Annotated in this window: 16 protein-coding genes; 3 read left to right on the top strand and 13 right to left on the bottom strand. The window is 68.2% G+C overall.

Features of this window, described 5'->3' with window-relative positions:
• Position 1: 1 nt before the first annotated feature.
• From ACGTNF_RS01985 to ACGTNF_RS01950, 8 genes are all read right to left on the bottom strand, one after another.
• Complete coding sequence (locus ACGTNF_RS01985) at positions 2–1351, bottom strand: type II and III secretion system protein family protein (protein ID WP_394600212.1); 1350 nt, start codon at positions 1349–1351, stop codon at positions 2–4.
• Between the two features lie 80 nt (positions 1352–1431).
• Complete coding sequence (gene cpaB / locus ACGTNF_RS01980; RefSeq protein WP_394600211.1) at positions 1432–2382, bottom strand: Flp pilus assembly protein CpaB; 951 nt, start codon at positions 2380–2382, stop codon at positions 1432–1434.
• Positions 2383–2475: 93 nt separating this feature from the next.
• Positions 2476–2712, bottom strand: a complete 237-nt coding sequence (locus ACGTNF_RS01975; RefSeq protein WP_394600210.1) for a Flp family type IVb pilin — start codon at positions 2710–2712, stop codon at positions 2476–2478.
• A 220-nt stretch (positions 2713–2932) separates the two neighbouring features.
• On the bottom strand, positions 2933–4585 hold the full coding sequence (locus ACGTNF_RS01970; protein ID WP_394600208.1) for a ShlB/FhaC/HecB family hemolysin secretion/activation protein: 1653 nt from the start codon (positions 4583–4585) through the stop codon (positions 2933–2935).
• A 370-nt stretch (positions 4586–4955) separates the two neighbouring features.
• Entirely contained in the window at positions 4956–6671 is a 1716-nt protein-coding gene (locus ACGTNF_RS01965; RefSeq protein ID WP_394600207.1) for a collagen-like triple helix repeat-containing protein, read from the bottom strand.
• A 409-nt stretch (positions 6672–7080) separates the two neighbouring features.
• A complete protein-coding gene (locus ACGTNF_RS01960; RefSeq protein ID WP_394594062.1) occupies positions 7081–7344 on the bottom strand; it encodes an Lpp/OprI family alanine-zipper lipoprotein in 264 nt (87 codons plus the stop codon).
• Between the two features lie 178 nt (positions 7345–7522).
• Complete coding sequence (locus ACGTNF_RS01955; protein WP_394600205.1) at positions 7523–8152, bottom strand: L,D-transpeptidase family protein; 630 nt, start codon at positions 8150–8152, stop codon at positions 7523–7525.
• A gap of 178 nt (positions 8153–8330) precedes the next feature.
• On the bottom strand, positions 8331–8684 hold the full coding sequence (locus ACGTNF_RS01950; protein ID WP_394600204.1) for a 2-hydroxyacyl-CoA dehydratase: 354 nt from the start codon (positions 8682–8684) through the stop codon (positions 8331–8333).
• Between the two features lie 291 nt (positions 8685–8975).
• On the opposite strand from ACGTNF_RS01950, the gene ACGTNF_RS01945 reads away from it, so the two are divergent.
• Positions 8976–9431: an ion channel gene (locus tag ACGTNF_RS01945; protein ID WP_394600203.1), complete on the top strand. Its 456-nt coding sequence runs from the start codon at positions 8976–8978 to the stop codon at positions 9429–9431.
• Positions 9432–9467: 36 nt separating this feature from the next.
• Here the strand turns inward: ACGTNF_RS01945 and ACGTNF_RS01940 are convergent, their stop codons facing one another.
• From ACGTNF_RS01940 to ACGTNF_RS01925, 4 genes are all read right to left on the bottom strand, one after another.
• Positions 9468–9932, bottom strand: coding sequence for a DUF6586 family protein (locus ACGTNF_RS01940; RefSeq protein ID WP_394600202.1), 465 nt, complete (start codon positions 9930–9932; stop codon positions 9468–9470).
• The gene (gene topA / locus ACGTNF_RS01935) at positions 9929–12568 is read right to left on the bottom strand and encodes a type I DNA topoisomerase (protein WP_394600201.1); all 2640 of its coding nucleotides are present in this window, start codon (positions 12566–12568) and stop codon (positions 9929–9931) included. The genes ACGTNF_RS01940 and topA overlap by 4 nt, the downstream gene beginning before the upstream one ends.
• Before the next feature lie 230 nt (positions 12569–12798).
• Entirely contained in the window at positions 12799–15396 is a 2598-nt protein-coding gene (locus ACGTNF_RS01930; protein WP_394600200.1) for a DUF3141 domain-containing protein, read from the bottom strand.
• 114 nt (positions 15397–15510) lie between these two features.
• On the bottom strand, positions 15511–16419 hold the full coding sequence (locus tag ACGTNF_RS01925; RefSeq protein WP_394600199.1) for an acetyl-CoA carboxylase biotin carboxylase subunit family protein: 909 nt from the start codon (positions 16417–16419) through the stop codon (positions 15511–15513).
• A gap of 158 nt (positions 16420–16577) precedes the next feature.
• Here ACGTNF_RS01925 and ACGTNF_RS01920 point away from each other — a divergent pair, with 158 nt between their 5' ends.
• A complete protein-coding gene (locus ACGTNF_RS01920; protein WP_394600197.1) occupies positions 16578–17564 on the top strand; it encodes a LysR family transcriptional regulator in 987 nt (328 codons plus the stop codon).
• Between the two features lie 137 nt (positions 17565–17701).
• Positions 17702–18760, top strand: coding sequence for a lipoyl synthase (gene lipA / locus ACGTNF_RS01915; RefSeq protein ID WP_394600196.1), 1059 nt, complete (start codon positions 17702–17704; stop codon positions 18758–18760).
• A 144-nt stretch (positions 18761–18904) separates the two neighbouring features.
• Here lipA and lipB read toward each other — a convergent pair whose 3' ends face one another.
• Positions 18905–19540, bottom strand: a complete 636-nt coding sequence (lipB, locus tag ACGTNF_RS01910; RefSeq protein ID WP_394600195.1) for a lipoyl(octanoyl) transferase LipB — start codon at positions 19538–19540, stop codon at positions 18905–18907.
• Between the last annotated feature and the right edge of the window lies 1 nt (position 19541).

The raw sequence follows: 19541 nt of genomic DNA, 5'->3' as shown, positions 1-19541 counted from the left end.
CCTAGCGGGAAAAGCCGATATCGCCGAGCCGCTCGATCTCCCGGGCGTCCTGGGGATCGAACAGCAGCTCCAGGAAGCTCGGATCGTAGCGCCCCAGCGCCTCGCCGGGCAGGTCGTCGAGCTCGACCCCGGCGGCGATCGGCGACACCAGATGCGGCGTGACGATCATGATCAGCTCCGTTTCCTCGCGCTCGAAGCGAGTCGAGCGGAAGAAGGCCCCCAGCACCGGGATGTCGCCGAGCCCCGGGAACTTGTCGACGCTCTGCCTGGTGGACTGGCTGACCAGGCCGCTGATGATGAAGCTTTCACCATCGCCGAGCTGCACGGTGGTATCGGTGCGACGCACGCTCAGCGAGGGCACGGCGATGCCGCTGGACTGCACGGAGCGGGTGAAATCCAGCTCGCTCACTTCCGGTGCCACCTTGAGCATGATCCGCTGGTTGTCGAGCACCGTGGGCGTCAGCTGCAGGCGGATGCCGAACTCCTTGAAGTCCACCGAAACGTCGCCGTCGCTGCTGTTGCTGGGGAAGGGAAACTCGCCCCCGGCCAGGAAGGAGGCGCTCTGTCCGGACAGGGTCACCAGGCTGGGCTCGGCCAGGGTATAGGCGAAGCCGTTGTTGCGCAGGGCACTGATCGCCCCCAGGTAGCCGTCGTTGTCGCCGCTGATGATCGAGAAGCCCTCGCTCAACGGCGCTACCAGGCTGTTGTCGTTGATGAAGCTGCTGCCGCTGTCGGTGGGGCCGACGGCGTAGCGGGTATTGCCGCCGTTGTTGCGACCGAGGAAGAAACCGTAGGACTGCAGCCGGCTGCGGTTGACCTCGACGACGCGGATATCGGTCTGGATCTGCACCGGCCCGAGCTGTCGGGTCGCATCCACCGGCGGGGCGTCGCCGAAGCGCTGCAGGGCCTCGTCATGACGATCCAGCGCACGGGTCTGGCCGATCAGGCGCCCGCGCTCGCCGCTCGCCTCGACCCGATACTCCGGCTCCAGCGAGCGGGCCCCCGCCGGCTGCACCTCGAGCGTCACCGCCTGCGGTGTCTGCCGCCCGGCGAACCACACGCTCAGCGAGGTCGCCCCGGCACCGATGCCGGTCACCAGCAGCTGGCGGTCGCCCACCACGCGCACGTCGGCGACACCGTCACGGCCCACCGCGGTGCGCACGATGCTGGCGCCGTAGTCGAGGCGCTGGTGGTCGCCGACCAGCAGCGATACCGTGCGCCGGCCCTCCTGCGCCGGGGCCGTCATGGACAGCCCCAGCGCCATCAGGCCCAGCCAGATCGCCAGGAGTGTCGGCCAGACACGCGGAAGGGCCAGCGGCCGCCGGAGGGGTGGAGTCGTCGCTCGTTGCATGCTGTTCCCTGCATCCTGCTTGAAATTATCGTGTCGCTTGTCGTTATCGTGCGGCCGATGATTATCGTGTCGTTATCGTCTCAGCCGCCCACGCGCACGGTGCGCACCTCGCCGCCGACCTGCTGGACCACCTGGCGCCCGCCACTGCGGCGCACCGGACGCGCGGCCGGTGCCGGGCTCGCCTCGCCGTCGCGCGCCATCAGGGCCTCGAAGCCGACCGGCTCGCCGAGATCCTCCCGCGGGGCATCGGCCAACGACAGGGAGGCCGGCATCAGCCAGTCATCGCCGGCCTCGGGCATGGCGGGTTCCAGGGCGGCGCGACGCTCCTCGGCGCCGATCACCGCCAGCCGCAGCCGGCCGGTCTCCTCGGCCAGCAGCAGCCGCGGGGCCTGGGCCTCGTCCAGTGCCAGCACCGCGGTGCGCCCGCTGCGCTTGGCGCCGCCCTCATCACCCTCGGGCGAAGGCTGGCCACGCAGGGCGTTGCCGAAGCTCAGCACCTCGACATCGCTCAGCACCCGGCGCGCCAGGCGTGTGCGCTCGCCGTCGCTGTCCTGGGCGTAGAAGAAGACGTCGACGCGATCCCCCGGCGCCACGAAGCCGCCGCTACCGATCACCTCGTCGACGCTGACGGCGATGCCGCGCTTGCCCGCCGGCACGGCCTCGGCCAGCAGGCCGCCGGCGGCGAAGTGCGAGGGCCTCAGCACGTCCCCCGGGGCGAGGGGGCGGGTCAGCACCCGCCCCTCCACCTCGGCAAGCGCACCGAAGCTCTCGTCCAGCGGCTGGGGATAATCGATAGCGCGAAGCAGCGGCGCCCGGCCCTCGCCGGGCGCCTCCAGCCGCGTGCCCACCGCCAGGCGGCGGGCCGCGGTCAGCACCGGATGCCCGGCGGCCGCGGGCGCCGGCGGGGTCACCGCCGGCGCCGTCGCCACCGTCTCCGGCGCGTCGTTGGCCATCCGCCAGCCGGCGAAGGCCAGGCCGATGGCCACCGCCACCAATACAGCGGCGAGGCTTTTCAGTACACTGGGGGACATAAAATCAGTTCCTACCTGTATCTGATCTAAACCCCTAGGCTTAGTTACAACGCCATAGAAAGTTTGCGCCTAATAACACCCCACACCTAGGATTTACTGTTTACTAGCCTCAGTATCTATCGCTGTTTCCACTTTATCAAACAGCGTTTCCAAGTCAGGACCAATCAAAGCTGCAGATGCGATCACTACTATCGAAATAACAGCTGCAATCATCACATACTCTATCGCACTGGCCCCCCGCTGCCGGCGATAGATGGGGCGATTAAGTTGACGGCTCGCCAGATTCGCATGGGCCTTGCCGAACACCTGATAGAGAGAGGATATTTTCATGGTAGAACTCCGCTTGGCTTATTATGACGTTCCCTGAATCGCCGCGATCACTCGCGGCCACTCGTCGGCCCCGATGAGGCCGACGACTTCCCTGCGACACACTGACAACAATACCGACTTACGCCATTTCCCCTGTAGGACATTGCCGACAGCCTGCGTAGGAGAATGACATTTCTCATACTTCGGTACGATGGCCCGGCATACCGCCGGGCCATGCCCGTCAGCCGCCGAAGTCCCAGCTCAGGCGCGCATTGACCCGCCCTTCCCGGGAGGCGTCCTCGGCGGGGAGATCGCCGACGGGGTAGGCATACTCGAGCCCCAGACGATACATGCTGCCGCGGCTCAGCTCGACGCCGCCGGCCACCGAGGCCAGGTCGTATTCCAGATCGCTGTCGTTGAACTCGGTGTGGGCGCCGTCCATGACCAGGTAGGGCGACACATGCGAGGCCCAGGACGCGCCCAGCGCGTGGCGGTAGCGCAGCTCGATCTCGCCGGCGTAGCCACGCTCGCCCTCGGCCTCGCCGTCGTCATAGCCACGCGCAAAGCGGCCGGCGCCGTACTGGCCGCGCTCCGGCGCCGGCAGCCGGTCGTCCGACCAGAAGCCGGCCACGCGCGTCGACAGCCGCCAGTTCGGCGTCAGCGCCTCCAGCCATCGCCCGTTGAGCTCGACGCGCGTGTATTCGAGTTCTTCCTGGCCGTTGGCCGCCACCGAGACGCCGTTGACCACATTGCGGATCTCGGTGGTGGTCCGGGCCTCTCCCAGATCGACACCCTGACGCAGCTCGCCACGCGCCTCGAGGCGACGGTTGGCATTACCCTGGTGGTAATGCGTCCCCAGCTCCAGCGTCGAGTAACTCAGATCCTGCCGGGCGCGCAGCCCCGGCCCCAGATCGGAGCGATAACGATAGTCGGCCGTTTCGTCGAGATGCTCGACGTTGGCCTCGACGCTCCAGCGGCGATTGCGCTCCAGCAGCAGCGGATAGTCGAGCCCCAGACGATAGCGATCGCGCGTCTTTTCCTGGTCGACCTCGTAGGGCCGCCCGCTCACCAGAACCGGATCTTCCTCGTCGCCCTCGAAGCGCTGGGCGCTCATGGTCAGGCGCAGGCCGTCGGTACCGAGCTCCTGGCGATACTGGGCGGCATAGAAGGTATCCTCGTTGTCGACCGGCATCAGGTAGGCAAACGAGAGCGTTTCCGCGTAGCGCGTATGGCTGTGCAGGGCCAGGTTGCCGACCGCCTGGGTGTCGTTCTTGTCGCCACCGCCGAGCGTCAGGCCGGCGTCGATGCGGTCGCTGTCCCGCTGCTCCACACGCAGGGTGGTGGCACCGGACGGGGTGCGCGGCACCGGCGCCTTGACCGCCAGGCTCGCCCCCGGGATGCGCTCGATCAGCGCCGTGTAGCGCTCGAAGGTCGCACGCGTCAGCGGGCGCTCCTCGCGCATCCGCTCGGCCAGCCGACGGACTCGCTGGGCCACCGCCGTATCCTCCACGGCGATCTCGGTGCGGGCGATATAGCCCTCGACCACCACGACGGTCAGCGTGCCGTTTTGGAAGTTGTTGCTGGGCAGATAGGCATAGGAAAGGGGGTAACCGGCGTCCTGGTAGCGCCGCGAGATCGCTTCCACGGCTTCGACCAGTCGCTCGACACTCACGCGCTGCCCGACGAGCGGCTGGAGGGGGGCACTCAGGGCATCGAGTTCGAACACACTGCCACCGCGAATCTGCACGCGCTCCACCGGCACCTGCGTCTCGGGGCCGATCGCCCCGGCGGCACCGGGCAGGCTGATCTCTGCCCCGCCCTCTCCCTGCTGCTCCAGCGTATCCTGCACCGGCGGTGTCAGCGTCGGCTGACGCTCGTCGATGACCGATGGCACATCATTGGCCTGCGCCGCCCCCGACAACAACGAAACGACCGTCATCGCGGTCAGTGGCACAAGACTCTGCCGCACGCGTGACGCGTTCAACCTTGGCATCATGTTTTTTCCCTGCGTTCTATTCAGCTCCGAAGGCGCCGTCGCATCATTATCGTGTGAGCGTTTGGCGCATCGGCTGCATTGCTTTACCCGAGCGTTTCATGCCGAAGGCTGAAACTAATTAGTACAAATTTCACACTCGATGACAACCAAAGATTATTAAAATCTAATATAAAGGGCTGCCATACAGGCCACTGTCGGCCTCAGGACGCACACACGACGAAGGGCCCGGCGTTTGCCGGGCCCTGTTACACGCGTGGCGTCATCGCCCTCAGCGCTTACCGAGCAGGCTTCCGCCCAGCAGGTTGCCGAGAAGACCACCGCCGCCATCGGCGCTGGCATCATCGCCATCGGACGAGGAGCCGCCCAGCAGGCCGTTCGCCACGTCGTCCACCGTGCCGGTCACACCCTGCAGGGCACCGCCGGTCACACCATCGACGGCATCGGTCACGCCATCCACGGTATCCGAGACGCCACTGAGGAGTCCGCCGGCACCGCCCAAGCTGCCGCCGTCATCGCCGCCGCCGAGCAGACCCGAGCCACCACCCAGCAGGCCGCCGCTATCGCCGCCACCGAGCAGACCCGCGTCGCCACCCAGCAGGCCATCGGTCACGCCGCTAAGCAGGCCACCGTCGCCTCCCAGCAGGCCACCGTCACCGCCGGCAACGCCGCCCAGCAGGCCACCATCGCCGCCGGCCAGGCCGCTCAGCAGGGCACCGTCGCCTCCCAGCAGGCCACCATCGCCACCGGCCAGGCCACCCAGCAGGCCTCCGTCGCCGCCGGCCAGGCCACCCAGCAGGCCACCGTCGCCGCCGGCAACGCCGCCCAGCAGGCCACCATCGCCGCCGGCCAGGCCACCCAGCAGGCCACCATCGCCGCCAAGGAGGCCGCCACCGGAGGACAGGGAATCCGTCAGCAGGTTATCGTCGCCGACGACCTCGCCGTCGCCACCGACCAGCAGGCCGCCGGTCACGCCACCCAGCAGACCACCACCGCTTCCCAGCAGGCTGCCATCACCACCATTCGAGGACAGCAGGCCGCCGGCATCGGCCACCAACTGACCGGTGGAAGTCACCAGGTCGCCGACGCCTGCGAGCCTCACGTCGTCTCCCAGACGCTCGCCCAGCAGGACGACGGCACCACCGGTCTTGCCCAGCAGTTGACTGCCCACGGGGCCAACGACCAGGGCGTCACCGAGGCGCTGGGTGGTCCCCTCCAGGTTCACGACCAGCGGCCTGACCACGCCGGTCAGCTCACTCGTCAGGCCCGACAGGTGGCCGTCTTCGTCGGTCAGCGTGAAGGTCAGGCGATCTCCCACCGCGGTGATCGTGGCGCCGAGCTGGTCGACCGTGCCGCCCGCGCTGGCGAGCACCCCGGTGCCATCTTCCACCTGCATCAGCACCGGCAGGGAACCCAGGCCCTCGACGATACCGCCCGTGCTGCTGACCGCCTTGCCGGTCTGAGACACCAGTCCCGTCGCACCGCCCAGCGTCGTGCCCAGGGCATTGTCGTTCTCGCTGAGGTTGCCCAGCCCGTCACGCAGCCCCGTGGCCAAGCTGTCGACACCGCCGCCAAGGTCCTGGACGACCTGGCCGGTACCGTCGGTCACGCCGCTGACCACGGGAGCATCCACCTGCTGGATCTTGCCCCCCAGCGTCGTGACGGTGCTGCCCACCGCACCCGAGGCGCCGGCGACATCCTGCAGCACTCGCTCGCTGCTGGAAGCGGTATCACCGGCGCCGTCTCCACCGTCGCCGGAACCATCGCCGCCACCGGAACCATCGCCGCCACCGGAGCCATCGCCGCCGCCGGAGCCATCACCAGAGCCATCGTCACCGCCGGAGCCATCACCGGACTCCATGCCACCGTTGCCGCCATCGAGCGGCTGTGAAATGTCCGAGCTGCCGCTACAGCCGGCCAGCGAGATCGCCAGCACCAGCGCCGTCAGCGGAAAGATACGCGTCCTGAATTCCGTGTTCCCTGCCATCATCACGTTCCTCGTCTTTTTCTTCCGGAGCCATCATCCATCGGGCGGAGGGGCGATACCCGACGAATGCATTACTCGCGTAAGCCTATGAAGGAACGGAGGTTTTTCATACCATCTAAATTTTCTTATATATTGACGTAAGTCATTGAAAAAAAGATGGTATTACATAAGACGGAAAAATGATTACACACTTTGTATGATATCTCCTACACGCATCATGGCCATAGACGCCGCCAGGGGCGCGACAAGAGCGACACCCCGGCCCGGCCGGCGTCGTCGGGCGCCTGGGTGGCACTCCCGGCGTGATGTCCTGCATTGCGCCAGAGACACAAAAAAGGCCACCCCTCTCGCGAGGGGTGGCCCGGGTGTGGCATCACCAGGCGGGTAGGCCCGGCCTGCCGCTACCGACTTACTTGCGCATGGAACGCTCGAACATGCGGTTCATCTCTTCACGGTTCTGCTGAGACATCTGCAGAGCCGCTTGAGCGTCGCGCTGAGCCTGGTTGGCGGTGTTCTGCGCCTGGGTCGCGATGCTGCGAGCTTCCGCGGCGTCGGCCTGTGCAGATTCGGCAGTGGTGCGAACTTCTTCCAGGGCGCCGGAAGAGGCGCAACCGGCCAGAACGGCGAGAGAGGCGGCAGCGGCGGACAGCTTGAGAGTAGTCTTCAGAGTCATGGTGTTCTCCTTGAGTCTTCCTTGGTACTGCGTTGGTGATGCCTGACAACCAGGCGTCCTGCTATCGCAGGTTCTAATGCAGGAACAATGCCTGCTGCGAACCGGAGACGTCAAATGCTGGGCGTTTTTCACGACAGCACACGCCCACCGGCTAGAACGTCCTTAGCGCATATAAAGACTAGCGGATGACGACCCGCGTGCCAATGTCGATCATCGACGACAGGGTATCGATCTGCCGATCGGTGACCGCGACACAGCCATCGGTCCAGTGAAAGCGTCGGTGAATCTCGGGGTCGGCCACGCCGATGCCATGAATACCGATGTAGCCGCCCAGCACCGTATCCTGCGGCGGCGTACCGTGGCGACGGTAGTAGCTGAAGTAGTCGTCGTAGTCCTGCTGGCTGTAGACCCCGGCATTCAGCGCCATGCGGGCATGCGTCGGCGTGGGGTAATCCAGCCCGACGAAGGTGCGGTACTTGCTCTGATAGTTGAAACGCGTGACGCGAAATTCGCCCAGCGGCGTCGCGCGATCGCCCCGGGTACGCTCCGCTCGGGCCCCACCACGACCGAGGGAGATCGGCGAGAAGCGCTCCACCGCCCTGTCACCGCGGAAGACGCTCAGGCGAGCCTCGTGGTCATCGACCAGCACCCACAGCTCATCGGGGGCGCGCGGCGTGCTGGCCCGCGCCAGCAGGTCGTTCATCAGCGTGGCCGCTGGGGCGGAGGCCGACCAGAATGGCAGACTCAGCGCCAGCAGGCCGAAACGCCGCCGGCTCAGCCGGAGCCGCTCTTCTCGGTGTTGCGTCATGGGGAAAGCCGGTAGCCAGAAAACGAGGAGGCCGTTATATCGCATCTGGGCACCGATGTCAGGCGACAACCGCCACACCCGACCTCTTCCTGCCGACGCGCCCCTTCTCCGGCCGACTTGTCACCCCCAAGCGACAACCGAAACCTCTCCGCTCGACACGGCCGAAACAGCGGCGGATTCAGTAGGCTTCCAGCCGCTGGATATCCCGCACCAGGCGTCGCACCTCGGCGTCTTCGGCCTGCACCAGCGCCTCGAAGAACTCCCTCTCCGGATCACTGCCGGCGCGCTCCACACGCTGCCGATAGAGATCCTGCAGCGTGCGATGCATCGTCAGCGCCGTCGACAACACCGTCTCCACATCCTCGCCGTCATCACCCTCGGGCAGGCGCTCGAGCACCGGCGCATGAGGGAACTCCTCGGGATCATCGAACCAGGTATCGAGCACGCGCCTATGCTCGCTGTCTTCGTCGAGATAGGCCTCGAGCTCTCGCCGCATGCGACGCTCGTGATCGGCGAGATAGTCCAGCGCCATTCGTCGGCGTTCGCCGACACTCTCCTGCGCGGCCCACCCGACGTAGGCCTCATCGAGTCGATCGTGATAGTCCGCCGCCCAACGCACCAACTCTCTGACCTGATGAAAACGCATGGCACACCCCCAGAGACACGATGACCGCGGGAATCCCGTTTTCATGCTCCCGCTACTGATATCCTAGTCGACACGGGCACCATGCCGGCTTGATGCACGTCATTCGGAGGTACCGAGCCCGGCCGTCGCGGACAACCGGTTAGCGCGCCACCGGCCGTGCGTATCGAGGAGAGACCATTGATCGAGCTGATGCTGGACAGGGGCCACCTGCTGGTGGCGGGCACCACCCTGGTGGTGGTGGCGGCCTGCGTGCTGCTGCACTTCGAGGCGTCGAGCGTGCTGAGCCGGATGATGCGGCGCACCTCGCCGTCGCGGCGGCGGCGCTTCCTGGGGCTGATGTACGGCCTGCTGGCCGCCCACGTGCTGGAGATCTGGCTGTTCGGCCTGGCGGCCTGGTGGCTGACGGACGCCACGACGGCCACCGTGGCCGGCACGACGCCGATGGAAAACGGGCTGGACTACATCTATCTCTCGGCGATCACCTTCACCACGCTCGGCTACGGCGACGTCTTCCCCGAGGGCCCGCTGCGCTTCCTGATGGGCACCGAGTCACTGACCGGCTTCATGCTGATCACCTGGTCGGCGTCGCTGACCTTCCTGGAAATGCAGCGGCACTGGAACGACCGCGGCTAGACGCTGGCAGGATCCCACGCCTCGCCGCGGCCGTCGTTACCACTCTTCGCTGGTCTGACGCAGTTCGCCGATCTCGCGCTTGGCGGCCGCCAGGACGTCGTGCAACTCGTCACCCAGGGCAGCGGCGCTGCCCACGGCGATGATGCCCTGGGCCGCGCCGCTGGCGCGACGCGCCACGCCGTCGCTGGCATGCAGCGCCTCGAGGCGGGCGATCAGCCGCGCGAGCCAGCTGTCCGGTCGCCGGGCCAGGCTGCGCAGACGCTCGAGCTCGGCCAGCGGCTTGCCGTCCGCCGCCAGCAGCTCGCGCCAGTCGTGACGCTCCAGGCGGGCATGCTCGGTCACCTCGCGCAGCAGCGACTCCAGCGCCAGCTCGAGCATCGCCAGCGCCCCCTCTTCCCCGGCCATGCGGCGTGCCTCGGCGTGCTCGTCATCGCCGGCGGGCGTCGTCAGCAGCAGCTCGGCCTGATAGAGCAGCTGATTGGTACGGGCTCTCGGGGTCACTTGCGCTTGTCCTCCACCTGCCATTTACCGTCGTCGAAGGTGGCCTTCCAGCCGGTGGCCTTGCCGTTGTCCTCGGTCATCAGGAACTGCGCCTTGGCCTTGCGCGAGAAACGGATCTGGGCCGGACGACCATCGGGATCGGCGTCCGGCGCGTCGAGCAGGTAGCGGTACTTGTCCGGCAGCTCCTCGGCGTGCGCCTTGAGCTCGATCACCAGCGGCGGACGGGTCTCGCGGTTCTTGGGGAACTTGCTGGCCGCCAGGAACAGGCCGCTGGCCCCGTCGCGCAGCACGTAGTGGTCCTCGACCTTCTGGCAGGCCAGCTCCGGCATCGGGATCGGGTCCATCTTGGGCGGCGCGACCTCGCCGTTCTTGAGCAGCTTGCGGGTGTTCTTGCAGCTCTCGCTGGTGCAGCCGAAGTACTTGCCGAAGCGCCCGGACTTGAGCTGCATCTCGCTGCCGCACTTGTCGCACTCGATGGTCGGGCCTTCGTAGCCCTTGATGCGGAACTTGCCCTGCTCGACCTCGTAGCCGTCGCAGTCCGGGCTGTTGCCGCAGACGTGCAGCTTGCGATCCTCGTCGATTAGGTAGCTGTCCATCGCCGTGCCGCACTTGGAGCAGCGGTGCTTGGCGCGCAGCGCATCGGTCTCGGCGTCCTCGTCGGCATCGGCGGCCACCGCCTCGTCGCCGGGCAGCAGATCGATGGTGGTCTTGCAGCGCTCCTTGGGCGGCAGGTTGTAGCCGGAGCAGCCCAGAAACACGCCCGTCGAGGCGGTGCGGATCTGCATCTTGCGCCCGCAGCTCGGGCAGTCGATGTCGGTGGGCACCGGCTGATTGGGACGCATGCCCTCCTCGCTCTGGGCCTCGTCGAGCTCCTCGCGGAACTCGGCGTAGAAGGCGTCGAGCAGCTCGCGCCAGCGGCGCTCGCCCTCGGCCACCTCGTCGAGGCTGTCCTCCATGCGCGCGGTGAAGGAATAGTCCATCAGGTCCGGGAACGACTCCTTGAGCCGTTCGGTGACGATGTCGCCGAGCTTCTCGGCGTAGAAGCGCCGGTTCTCCAGCGCCACGTAGCCGCGGTCCTGGATGGTCGAGATGATCGCCGCGTAGGTCGACGGCCGGCCGATGCCCTTCTTCTCCAGCTCCTTGACCAGGCTGGCCTCGGTGTAGCGGGCCGGCGGCTTGGTGAAATGCTGCTGCGGGTCCAGCGACTCGAGGGTCAGCGCCGCGCCCTCGGCCAGATCGGGCAGCGACTGGTCCTCGTCCTTGCGGCCCATGGGCTTCATCACGCGGGTGTAGCCGTCGAACTTGAGCACCCGGCCCTTGGCCTTGAGCTCGTAGCCGTCGGCGGCCACGGTCAGGGTGGTCGAGAGGTACTCGGCCGGGGTCATCTGGCAGGCCACGAACTGACGCCAGATCAGCTCGTAGAGCCGCTCGGCGTCACGCTCCATGCCGGCCAGGTCGGTGGCGCGACGGGTGACCTCGGAGGGACGGATCGCCTCGTGGGCCTCCTGGGCGCCCTCCTTGCTGGAGTAGCGGTTGGGCGCCTCGGGCAGGTAGCGCTCGCCGTATTCCTCGCCGATGAAGTCGCGCACGCCGTCCACCGCCTCGCGGGAGAGGTTGGTGGAGTCGGTCCGCATGTAGGTGATGTAGCCCGCCTCGTAGAGGCGCTGGGCCAGCGTCATGGTCTTCTTCACCGAGAAGCCCAGGCGACCGCTGGCGGCCTGCTGCAGGGTCGAGGTGATGAAGGGCGCATTGGGCTTGGAGCGGGTCGGCTTGTCCTCGCGGGAGGTGATCGCCAGATCGGCCTGGCGCAGCGCCGCGATGCGCTCCAGGGTCTCGGCCTCGGAGGTCGGGCGGAAGGCCTTGCCGTCCTGGCGCGCCAGCTCGAAGCGCACCGGCTCGGCCGAGGGGTCGTCGGCCGGCTTGAGGTCGGCGTGGACGTCCCAGAACTCCTCGGGCACGAAGGCGCGGATCTCGCGCTCGCGCTCGACGATCAGGCGCATGGCCACCGACTGCACGCGGCCGGCGGACAGCCCGCGAGCGATCTTCGCCCACAGCAGCGGCGAGAGCATGAAGCCCACCACGCGGTCCAGGAAGCGCCGCGCCTGCTGGGCCTCGACCCGCGGCATGTTCAGCTGGCCCGGATCCTCGAAGGCCTCGTGGATGGCGTTCTTGGTGATCTCGTTGAACACCACGCGCCGATAGCGCGACTCGTCGCCGCCGATGGTCTCGCGAAGGTGCCAGGCGATGGCTTCCCCCTCGCGGTCCAGGTCGGTGGCGAGATAGACAGTATCGGCCTTCTCGGCGAGCTTCTTGAGCTCGGCGACCACCTTCTCCTTGCCGGGCAGGATCTCGTAGTTGGCTTCCCAGTCATGCTCGGGGTCGATGCCCATGCGCCGGATCAGCTGCTCGTGGGACTTGCGCTGGCGATACTCGGCCTTCTCCTCGGCGGACATCTTGCGGGTCGCCGCGGCCTGCCGGGCACGCTCCTTGGGATCCGAGGCCGCCTTGCCCGAGCCGCTGGTCGGGAGGTCACGAATGTGCCCCACGCTCGACTTCACGATGAACTCGTTGCCGAGATACTTGTTGATCGTCTTCGCCTTGGCCGGCGACTCGACGATGACCAGAGACTTGCCCATAGTGCTCCAAACGTCTGTAGGCGCGGGAGAACCCGCGTCGAACGGAATCGGCCACCCGCTGGCGGGTGAAAAATGCGCTTACCCTACCCCAGCGCCAGCCAACACGCCAGTCGCGGGGTTGCCGGGCCTTTGACCCTAGACCGCCGCCCCCGGCTCGGCAAGCACCGCCCCCAACGCAGGCGCCCCCGCCGGGAGACCGGCGGGGGCGCGGTGCGCGACGCTCGCGAACGTCAGCTCTTGGACTCGGGCGGCTTGCGTCGCCGTGCGGCGGTCTGACGCGGGCCGCTGCGGCGCGCCCCGGACTTCGCCGGCGATGTCTCGGCCTTGGCGGACGCCTCCGACGAAGCAGCCTCGGAAGGCGAAGACGCCTTGGACGCCGTCGCGGCCTTGCTCGGAGCGCTCTTGGCCGGAGCACTCTTGGCAGTGACATTCCTGGCCGGAGCGGGCTTCCTGGCGGCCGGGCCCGTCTTGGGCGTTTCAGGCGCTGCAGGCGTCTCGACGGCCTGGGCCGACGCCGATGACGCGGGCGTCTCAGAGGCCGATGGCGCGTCGGACCGAGCGGCACCCGGCTGGGCCGATCCGGACGCTCCGCCTTGCTCGGGCGTTCCCTCCGGCGTCTCGTCGGGCGTGGACGGTGGCGTCGGCTCGGGGCGGGCGCTCTCGAACAGCTCGCGAATGCGCGCGAAGCGCTTGGCGGCATGATCGCTGAGCTCGCCGCTGGCCGCCAGCACGTGGTCGATGTGCTCCAGATGGGCGTCGATCTCGTCGGCCGCGAGCCCTTCCAGCAGCGTCGGGATCGCCTCCAGCGCCAGCTCGCGGTCCTGCTCGAGGATGAAGAACTGCTCGCGCACCAGGTGCTTGAAGTCGGCCAGCCGGGCATCCGGCTCCAGCTCGGCCCGCGAGGCCCGCAGGCGCTGGAAGTTGCGCCCGTCGGTGGCCGGCGCGCCGCCCAGCACGTAGATCACCGAGCGCATCACCGCCTCGTGGCTGCCGCCCTGCGCGACCCGGGTACGGATCGCCGCGTGACGCTGTTGCACGAAACGACGCTGCTCGGGCTCGGCGCCCGGCTGACGGCGCACCGGGGCGTCGCCGCCGAGGCCGACCAGCAGCTGCAGCAGCGGCTGGCCATAGACGTCCTGAAACCAGCGTTCGAGGCTGCGATCGCGAAACTCGCGCCAGGCCTCCAGGGCATGAGTGATCTGGCTCGACACCACGCCCTCCAGGGCGCGGAAGACGTTGTCATCGCCGACCTCGTGACGATCGTGGCGGACCCGATCCGCCAGCACCGGGACCGGCACCATCAGCGGATTGCGATCGGAGAGCAGCCGATAGCCCAGGCGATTGGGGTGCATCCGGCGCATCCAGTGAGCCGACTCGGGCGTGGCCAGCGCCTGCACCCAGGGCTGCAGGAAGGCGCGATAGAGGCCCTGATTGATCTCGGAGACACGGGCCACGGTGGCGAAGCGCCGCTCGTCGTCGGCGCGGTGCTGGATCTCGTGATCCAGCTCCTCGACGCTGCGCGGCTGGAACTCGAGCAGGTAATCGCGCTCGATCAGCTCGGCGTCGGGGCGATCCTCGGCCCGCGAGATCGCGGTCTCGTAGAGCCCCGGCGGCAGCACGTCGATGTAGTCCATGTTGGCGGTGAACTCGGCGTGCTCCTTGCGCGACACGCTGCCCGACACGAAGATGCCCAGGTGCCCGGTGGTGTCGTGCACGCAGTAGACGATGGTCTGCTCGTTGGCGATCAGGTCATCGTTGTCCTGGTAGAGATCCTGCACCCAGCCCAGGGCCTGGGGCGGCGGCGTGATGTCGTCGCCCCGCGAGCAGAACACCACCACCGGCGAGCGCAGGTTGCGCAGGTCGATGCGCCGGCCGTCGGCGGTCACCATCTGGGCGGTGGAGAGGCGGTTGCCGACGAACAGGTTATCGACGATGTACTGGATCTCCTGGCCGCCCAGCACCACGTGACCGCCCCACCAGCGTTCGAAGTCCAGATAGCGCTCGGCCTCGGTATCGACGCGGGAATAAAGGTGGTACTGCTTGCTCCACCAGGTGTTGGCCGGGTTCAGGCGCTCGAAGTTCTGCACCAGCCAGGCGCCGTCGAACAGGCCGTCGCCCAGGTCGCTGAGCAGCGTGGTGACCCAGCTGCCGCCGGTCATCCCGCCGGTATAGCGCATCGGCGCCTGACCGCGGTGGCCGGCCCAGTAGGACAGCGGCGCGCCGGCGATCAGGATCGGTCCGAACACATCGGGTTCCAGCGCCGCGGCCATCATGATCTGCCAGCCGGCCTGGCAGTTGCCCACCACCATCGGCTTCTCGGCGGTGTCCGGGTGCAGCGAGATCACGTGGCGCAGGAAGGCCACCTCGGCCTCGACCACGTCCTCGACCGTCTGGCCGGGTTCGGGGTAAGGCAGAAAGCCGATGAAATAGCAGGGATGGCCGGCGCGCAGCGCCACCCCGAGCTCGCTGTCGGGCTTGAAGCCGCCGATGCCCGGCCCGTGGCCGGCCCGCGGGTCGACGACCACGAAGGGTCGCATCAGCGGATCGGTCTCGACGCCGTCGGGAGGCAGGATGCGCATCAGCTCGTAGTTGACGGGACACGGCAGGTCGCGGCCGTCGAGCACGACCTCGGACTCGAAGCCGAGCACGTTGGGCTTGGTCTGCTCGATGTGTTCCAGATACTGGTTGCCACGCTGACGCATGACATCCAGGTAAAGCGTGCTGCGCTCCAGGCCGTCGCGCCAGTAATCGACGGCGGCGCGGCCGAAGCCGAAGGGGTCCATCCAGGACGCCAGGGCGGGAGGCAGAGTCGGCATGAGGGGAATCATATTATCGACGCTCCATGGGTCGCCATGGGGATAAAGGCGGTCACGCCTCCAGCGCCGAACCGCCTTTGCTGCATCGCAATATAACCCACACGCCGCCGCGTGGCGAGAGCCACCTTACTCGAGGGGCCAGTGCGCTCGCGCGCCCTCCTCGCCCAGCAGCGCGGTCAGCACACGACAGGCGCGCCCCTGCAGATCCTCGTGGCGCCGCCCCCACACCACCAGCCGCGCTTCCTCCCCGGAGCCGGCGCCGTCCAGTCGCACGCCGGGACCGCCATCGAGCCGCGCCTCCTCGGGCAGGATCAGCCGCCACAGCCGGGCATGGCCACGGGCGGTCAGCCCGCTCTGGCGCTCACCCAGGCGCTCGCCGCCCCACAGGCGCCACTGGGCCACCAGCGGATCGAGGCCGAACAGCGACTCGTCGAGGGCCTCCTCGCCGTTCGGCCCGGGCACCAGGGAATCGAAGCCCACCGCATTGTCGAATACGCGAAACCTCGCCTCGACCAGCCCCGTCGCCCCGAGCGCGGCCACGGCCTGGCCGGCCAACCGCCCCAGATAAGCACTGCGCTCCGGCGTCAGCCACGGCAGTGGCGCCAGCGATGCACCGTCGGGCAGCGTCTGGCGCGGCGCCAGATGCACCACTCGCCCCGCGCCGTCGGCCAGCAGCGAAACGCTCACCAGGGGGCCGGACACTTCGGCCGACAGCGGCAGCCCGGCCTCCTGCATCAGCCGGCGCATGGCCGCCTCGTCGGCCATGGTGGCGAGCAGCGTTGTGCCCTGACCGAGAAAGCGCATCCCGGCCGCGCGACAGGCCCGGGCCAGGGCGAGCTGACGAGACGGCGCCGCCTCGCCGGGATGCAGGGCATCGCAGTCCAACGCTCGCGCCCTGGCCACCAGCGCGGCGGGCTCGCCCTCGGCGCTGTGCGCCATGATGCCGAGTTCCCGGGCGGCCTGACGCAGCCGCAGGGCGGCCACGCCATGGCCCACCACCAGCGGTCGACGAGGAAGAGAGAACGAAGAGGACATGAGCGGATTCCACAGGCTGATGATGACGGCGCCGGACACGGCCGTGGGCAGGCGCCCGCCCGCGGCGCCGAATGTCGGACATTACCGGCGGGCACCGCCGAGATGCTAGCATGAAGAGGCCCTGCCGGACGCTTCCGCGCCGCCGCTACGGATGATCCATGACCACGCCCAAGCTGCTCAATCGCCTGACCTTTCGCCAGCTCCAGGTATTCCGCGCCGTCCACGAGCGCCAGTCCTATTCCCGGGCGGCGGAGGCGCTGGGCCTGACCCAGCCGGCGGTCAGCGCCCAGATCCGCCAGCTCGAGCAGGCCCTCGGCCATCCGCTGTTCAAGTATGCCGGGCGCACCCTGCACGCCCTGCCCGCCGCCGACGCCCTGGCCGCCTCGACCCAGGCGATCTTCGGCCAGGTGTCGCGGCTGCAGATGAGCCTGTCCGACCTCGAGGGCACCATCACCGGCGAGCTCAACCTGGCCGCGGTGTCCACCGCCCAGTACGTGGTGCCGCACCTGCTGGCCCGCTTTCGCGCCCAGTATCCCAACGTCCAGATCCGGTTGCGGGTGTGCAACCGCAGCCAGGCCCTGGAGCGTCTGGCCGAGCGCCGCGACGATCTGGTGATCATGGCCCGGGTGCCGGACGACGACGCCCTGGAGTTCATGCCGATCCTCGACAACGAGATGATCCCGGTGGTGTGGCCGGGCCATCCACTGCTCGAGGCACAGCGCCCGACGCTCGAGGATCTCGCGCGCCACTATCTGCTGATGCGCGAGCCCGGCTCCGGGGTGCGCGGCGCGCTGGAGGAGCTGGCCGCCGACCAGGACGTGCGCCTCGATCACGCCATCGAGATGGGCACCAACGAGGCGGTCAAGCAGGGCGTGATGGCCCAGCTCGGCGTGGCCGTGCTGCCACGCCTGGCGGTGCGCCTGGAGCTCGAGGCCGGGCTGCTGGCCACCCTCGGCCTGCCCGGCTTCCCGCTGCGCCATTCCTGGTGCACCGTCTATCATCGCGAGCGCTTTCCCACCCCGGTCACCGAGCTGTTCCTGCGCTTCGTGCGCCGTCATCTGGACGAGTGGCAGCACCATTTCGCCGCCGGCCCCGCGCCCCTGCCCAGCCACGGCGTGGCCTGCCTGCCCAGCGCCCTCCCCTGAGGCGCCTGTCCAGCCGGACAGCAAATATGGTAATTTAAGCGCCCGAGATTCTGGATAGACAGATCCTAGACAGCACCACCGGCCGCCCGAGGGCGAGACGCGCGGCGACCGGCCGCCGAGTGGAGAAACGCCAGCTCATGAGCGACAACACCAGCAAGTCAGTGTCCAGCGGCGAGAAATACCGCAACGAACACGGCGCCACGGCCATCAAGGATGGCATGAAGGCGCGCCAGCAGGCCGAGGACAGCCCGGAACTGGGCCGCAAGCCCAAGTGGCTGCGGGCCCAGATCCCCGGCGGCGAGCGCTTCGACGCCGTGAAGAAGAACGTGGCCGAGCATCGGCTGAGCACCGTGTGCGCCGAGTCCCACTGCCCCAACATGGGCGAGTGCTGGAGCAACGGCACCGCCACCATCATGCTGATGGGCTCGGTGTGCACCCGCGCCTGCCGCTTCTGCGCCGTCGACACCGGCAACCCCAAGGGCTGGCTGGACCCCGAGGAGCCCGAGAACACCGCCAAGTCGGTGGAGCTGATGGCCCTGCGCTACATCGTGCTCACCTCGGTGGACCGCGACGACCTGCCCGACGGCGGTGCCGGCCACTATGCCGACTGCATCCGCGCCATCAAGGCCCGCACGCCCGAGGTCGCGGTGGAGGCCCTGACGCCGGACTTCGACGGCGCGCCCAGCGCCATCGAGAAGGTGGTGGACTCCGGCCTCGAGGTGTTCGCCCAGAACGTCGAGACCGTGGAGCGCCTGACCCGCCGCGTGCGCGACCCCCGCGCCGGCTACCGCAAGACCCTCGACGTGCTGGCCCACGTCAAGCGCCACCGCCCGGACGTGATCACCAAGACCAGCCTGATGGTCGGCCTCGGCGAGACCGAGGAAGAGATCATGCAGACCTTCGACGACCTGCGCGAGATCGGCGTCGACATCGTCACCCTCGGCCAGTACCTGCGCCCGACCCGCAACCACCTGCCGGTGGAGCGCTGGGTCACCCCCGAGGAGTTCGAGCGCTATCGCCAGAAGGGCCTCGAGAAGGGCTTCATGGAGGTGCCGTCCGGCCCGCTGGTGCGCTCCAGCTATCGCGCCGACCGGGTGTTCGAGAACAACAACCTGGGCCTGGAGCTCGCCTCCCCCGTCGAGGTGCCCGGCCAGGAAGCCGACCCGAACATCATCCCCGCCCGCAACGTCAGCTGAGGCAAGCTGAAAGCTGAAAGCTGAAAGCTGAAAGCTGAAAGCTGAAAGTCGGCAGCCTGAAATCGCCCAGAGCAAAAGAAACCCCCGAAGGCTTAACCTTCGGGGGTTTCTTGTAGCTCGGCGCTTGTAGCTCGGCGCTCGGCGCTATCCCGCGGCGTCGACCAGTTCGCGACCCAGCTCGCGGGCCAGACAGGCGGCGAGCGCCTCGCCGACGTCCGACACCGACGGCGCATCATCCATCAGATCGGCCACCCGGGTCATCGCCAGGCCGGCGTAGCCGCAGGGGTTGATGCGCCCGAAGGGCGAGAGATCGCCATCGACGTTCAGGGCGATGCCGTGGAAGCTCGCCCCGCGCCGGATACGCAGCCCCAGCGAGGCGATCTTGGCCTCGCCGACGTAGACGCCAGGTGCGTCAGGACGGGCACGGGCCTCGATGCCGTACCCGGCCAGCAGCGCGATGGCGGCATTCTCCAGTGCACTGACCAGCTCGCGCACCCCGATGCCGGCGCGCCGCACGTCCAGCAGCGGATAGAGCACCACCTGCCCCGGGCCATGATAGGTGACCTGGCCGCCGCGGTCGGTCTGCACCACCGGGATGTCCCCGGGCATCAGCAGATGCTCGGGCTTGCCGGCACGCCCCTGGGTGAACACCGGGTCGTGCTCGACCAGCCACATCTGGTCCGGGGTGTCGGCATCGCGGGTATCGGTCAGCTCGCTCATCGACCGCCACACCGGCTCGTAGGGGCGCCGACCGAGGCGATGCAGCGTCAGCGGATCCATC

The organism is Halomonas sp. B23F22_10 (assembly GCF_043496975.1).
GTDB lineage: Bacteria > Pseudomonadota > Gammaproteobacteria > Pseudomonadales > Halomonadaceae > Halomonas > Halomonas smyrnensis.
The sequence above is the reverse complement of the archived record's forward strand: the minus strand, read 5'-3'. Positions and strand labels throughout refer to the sequence as shown.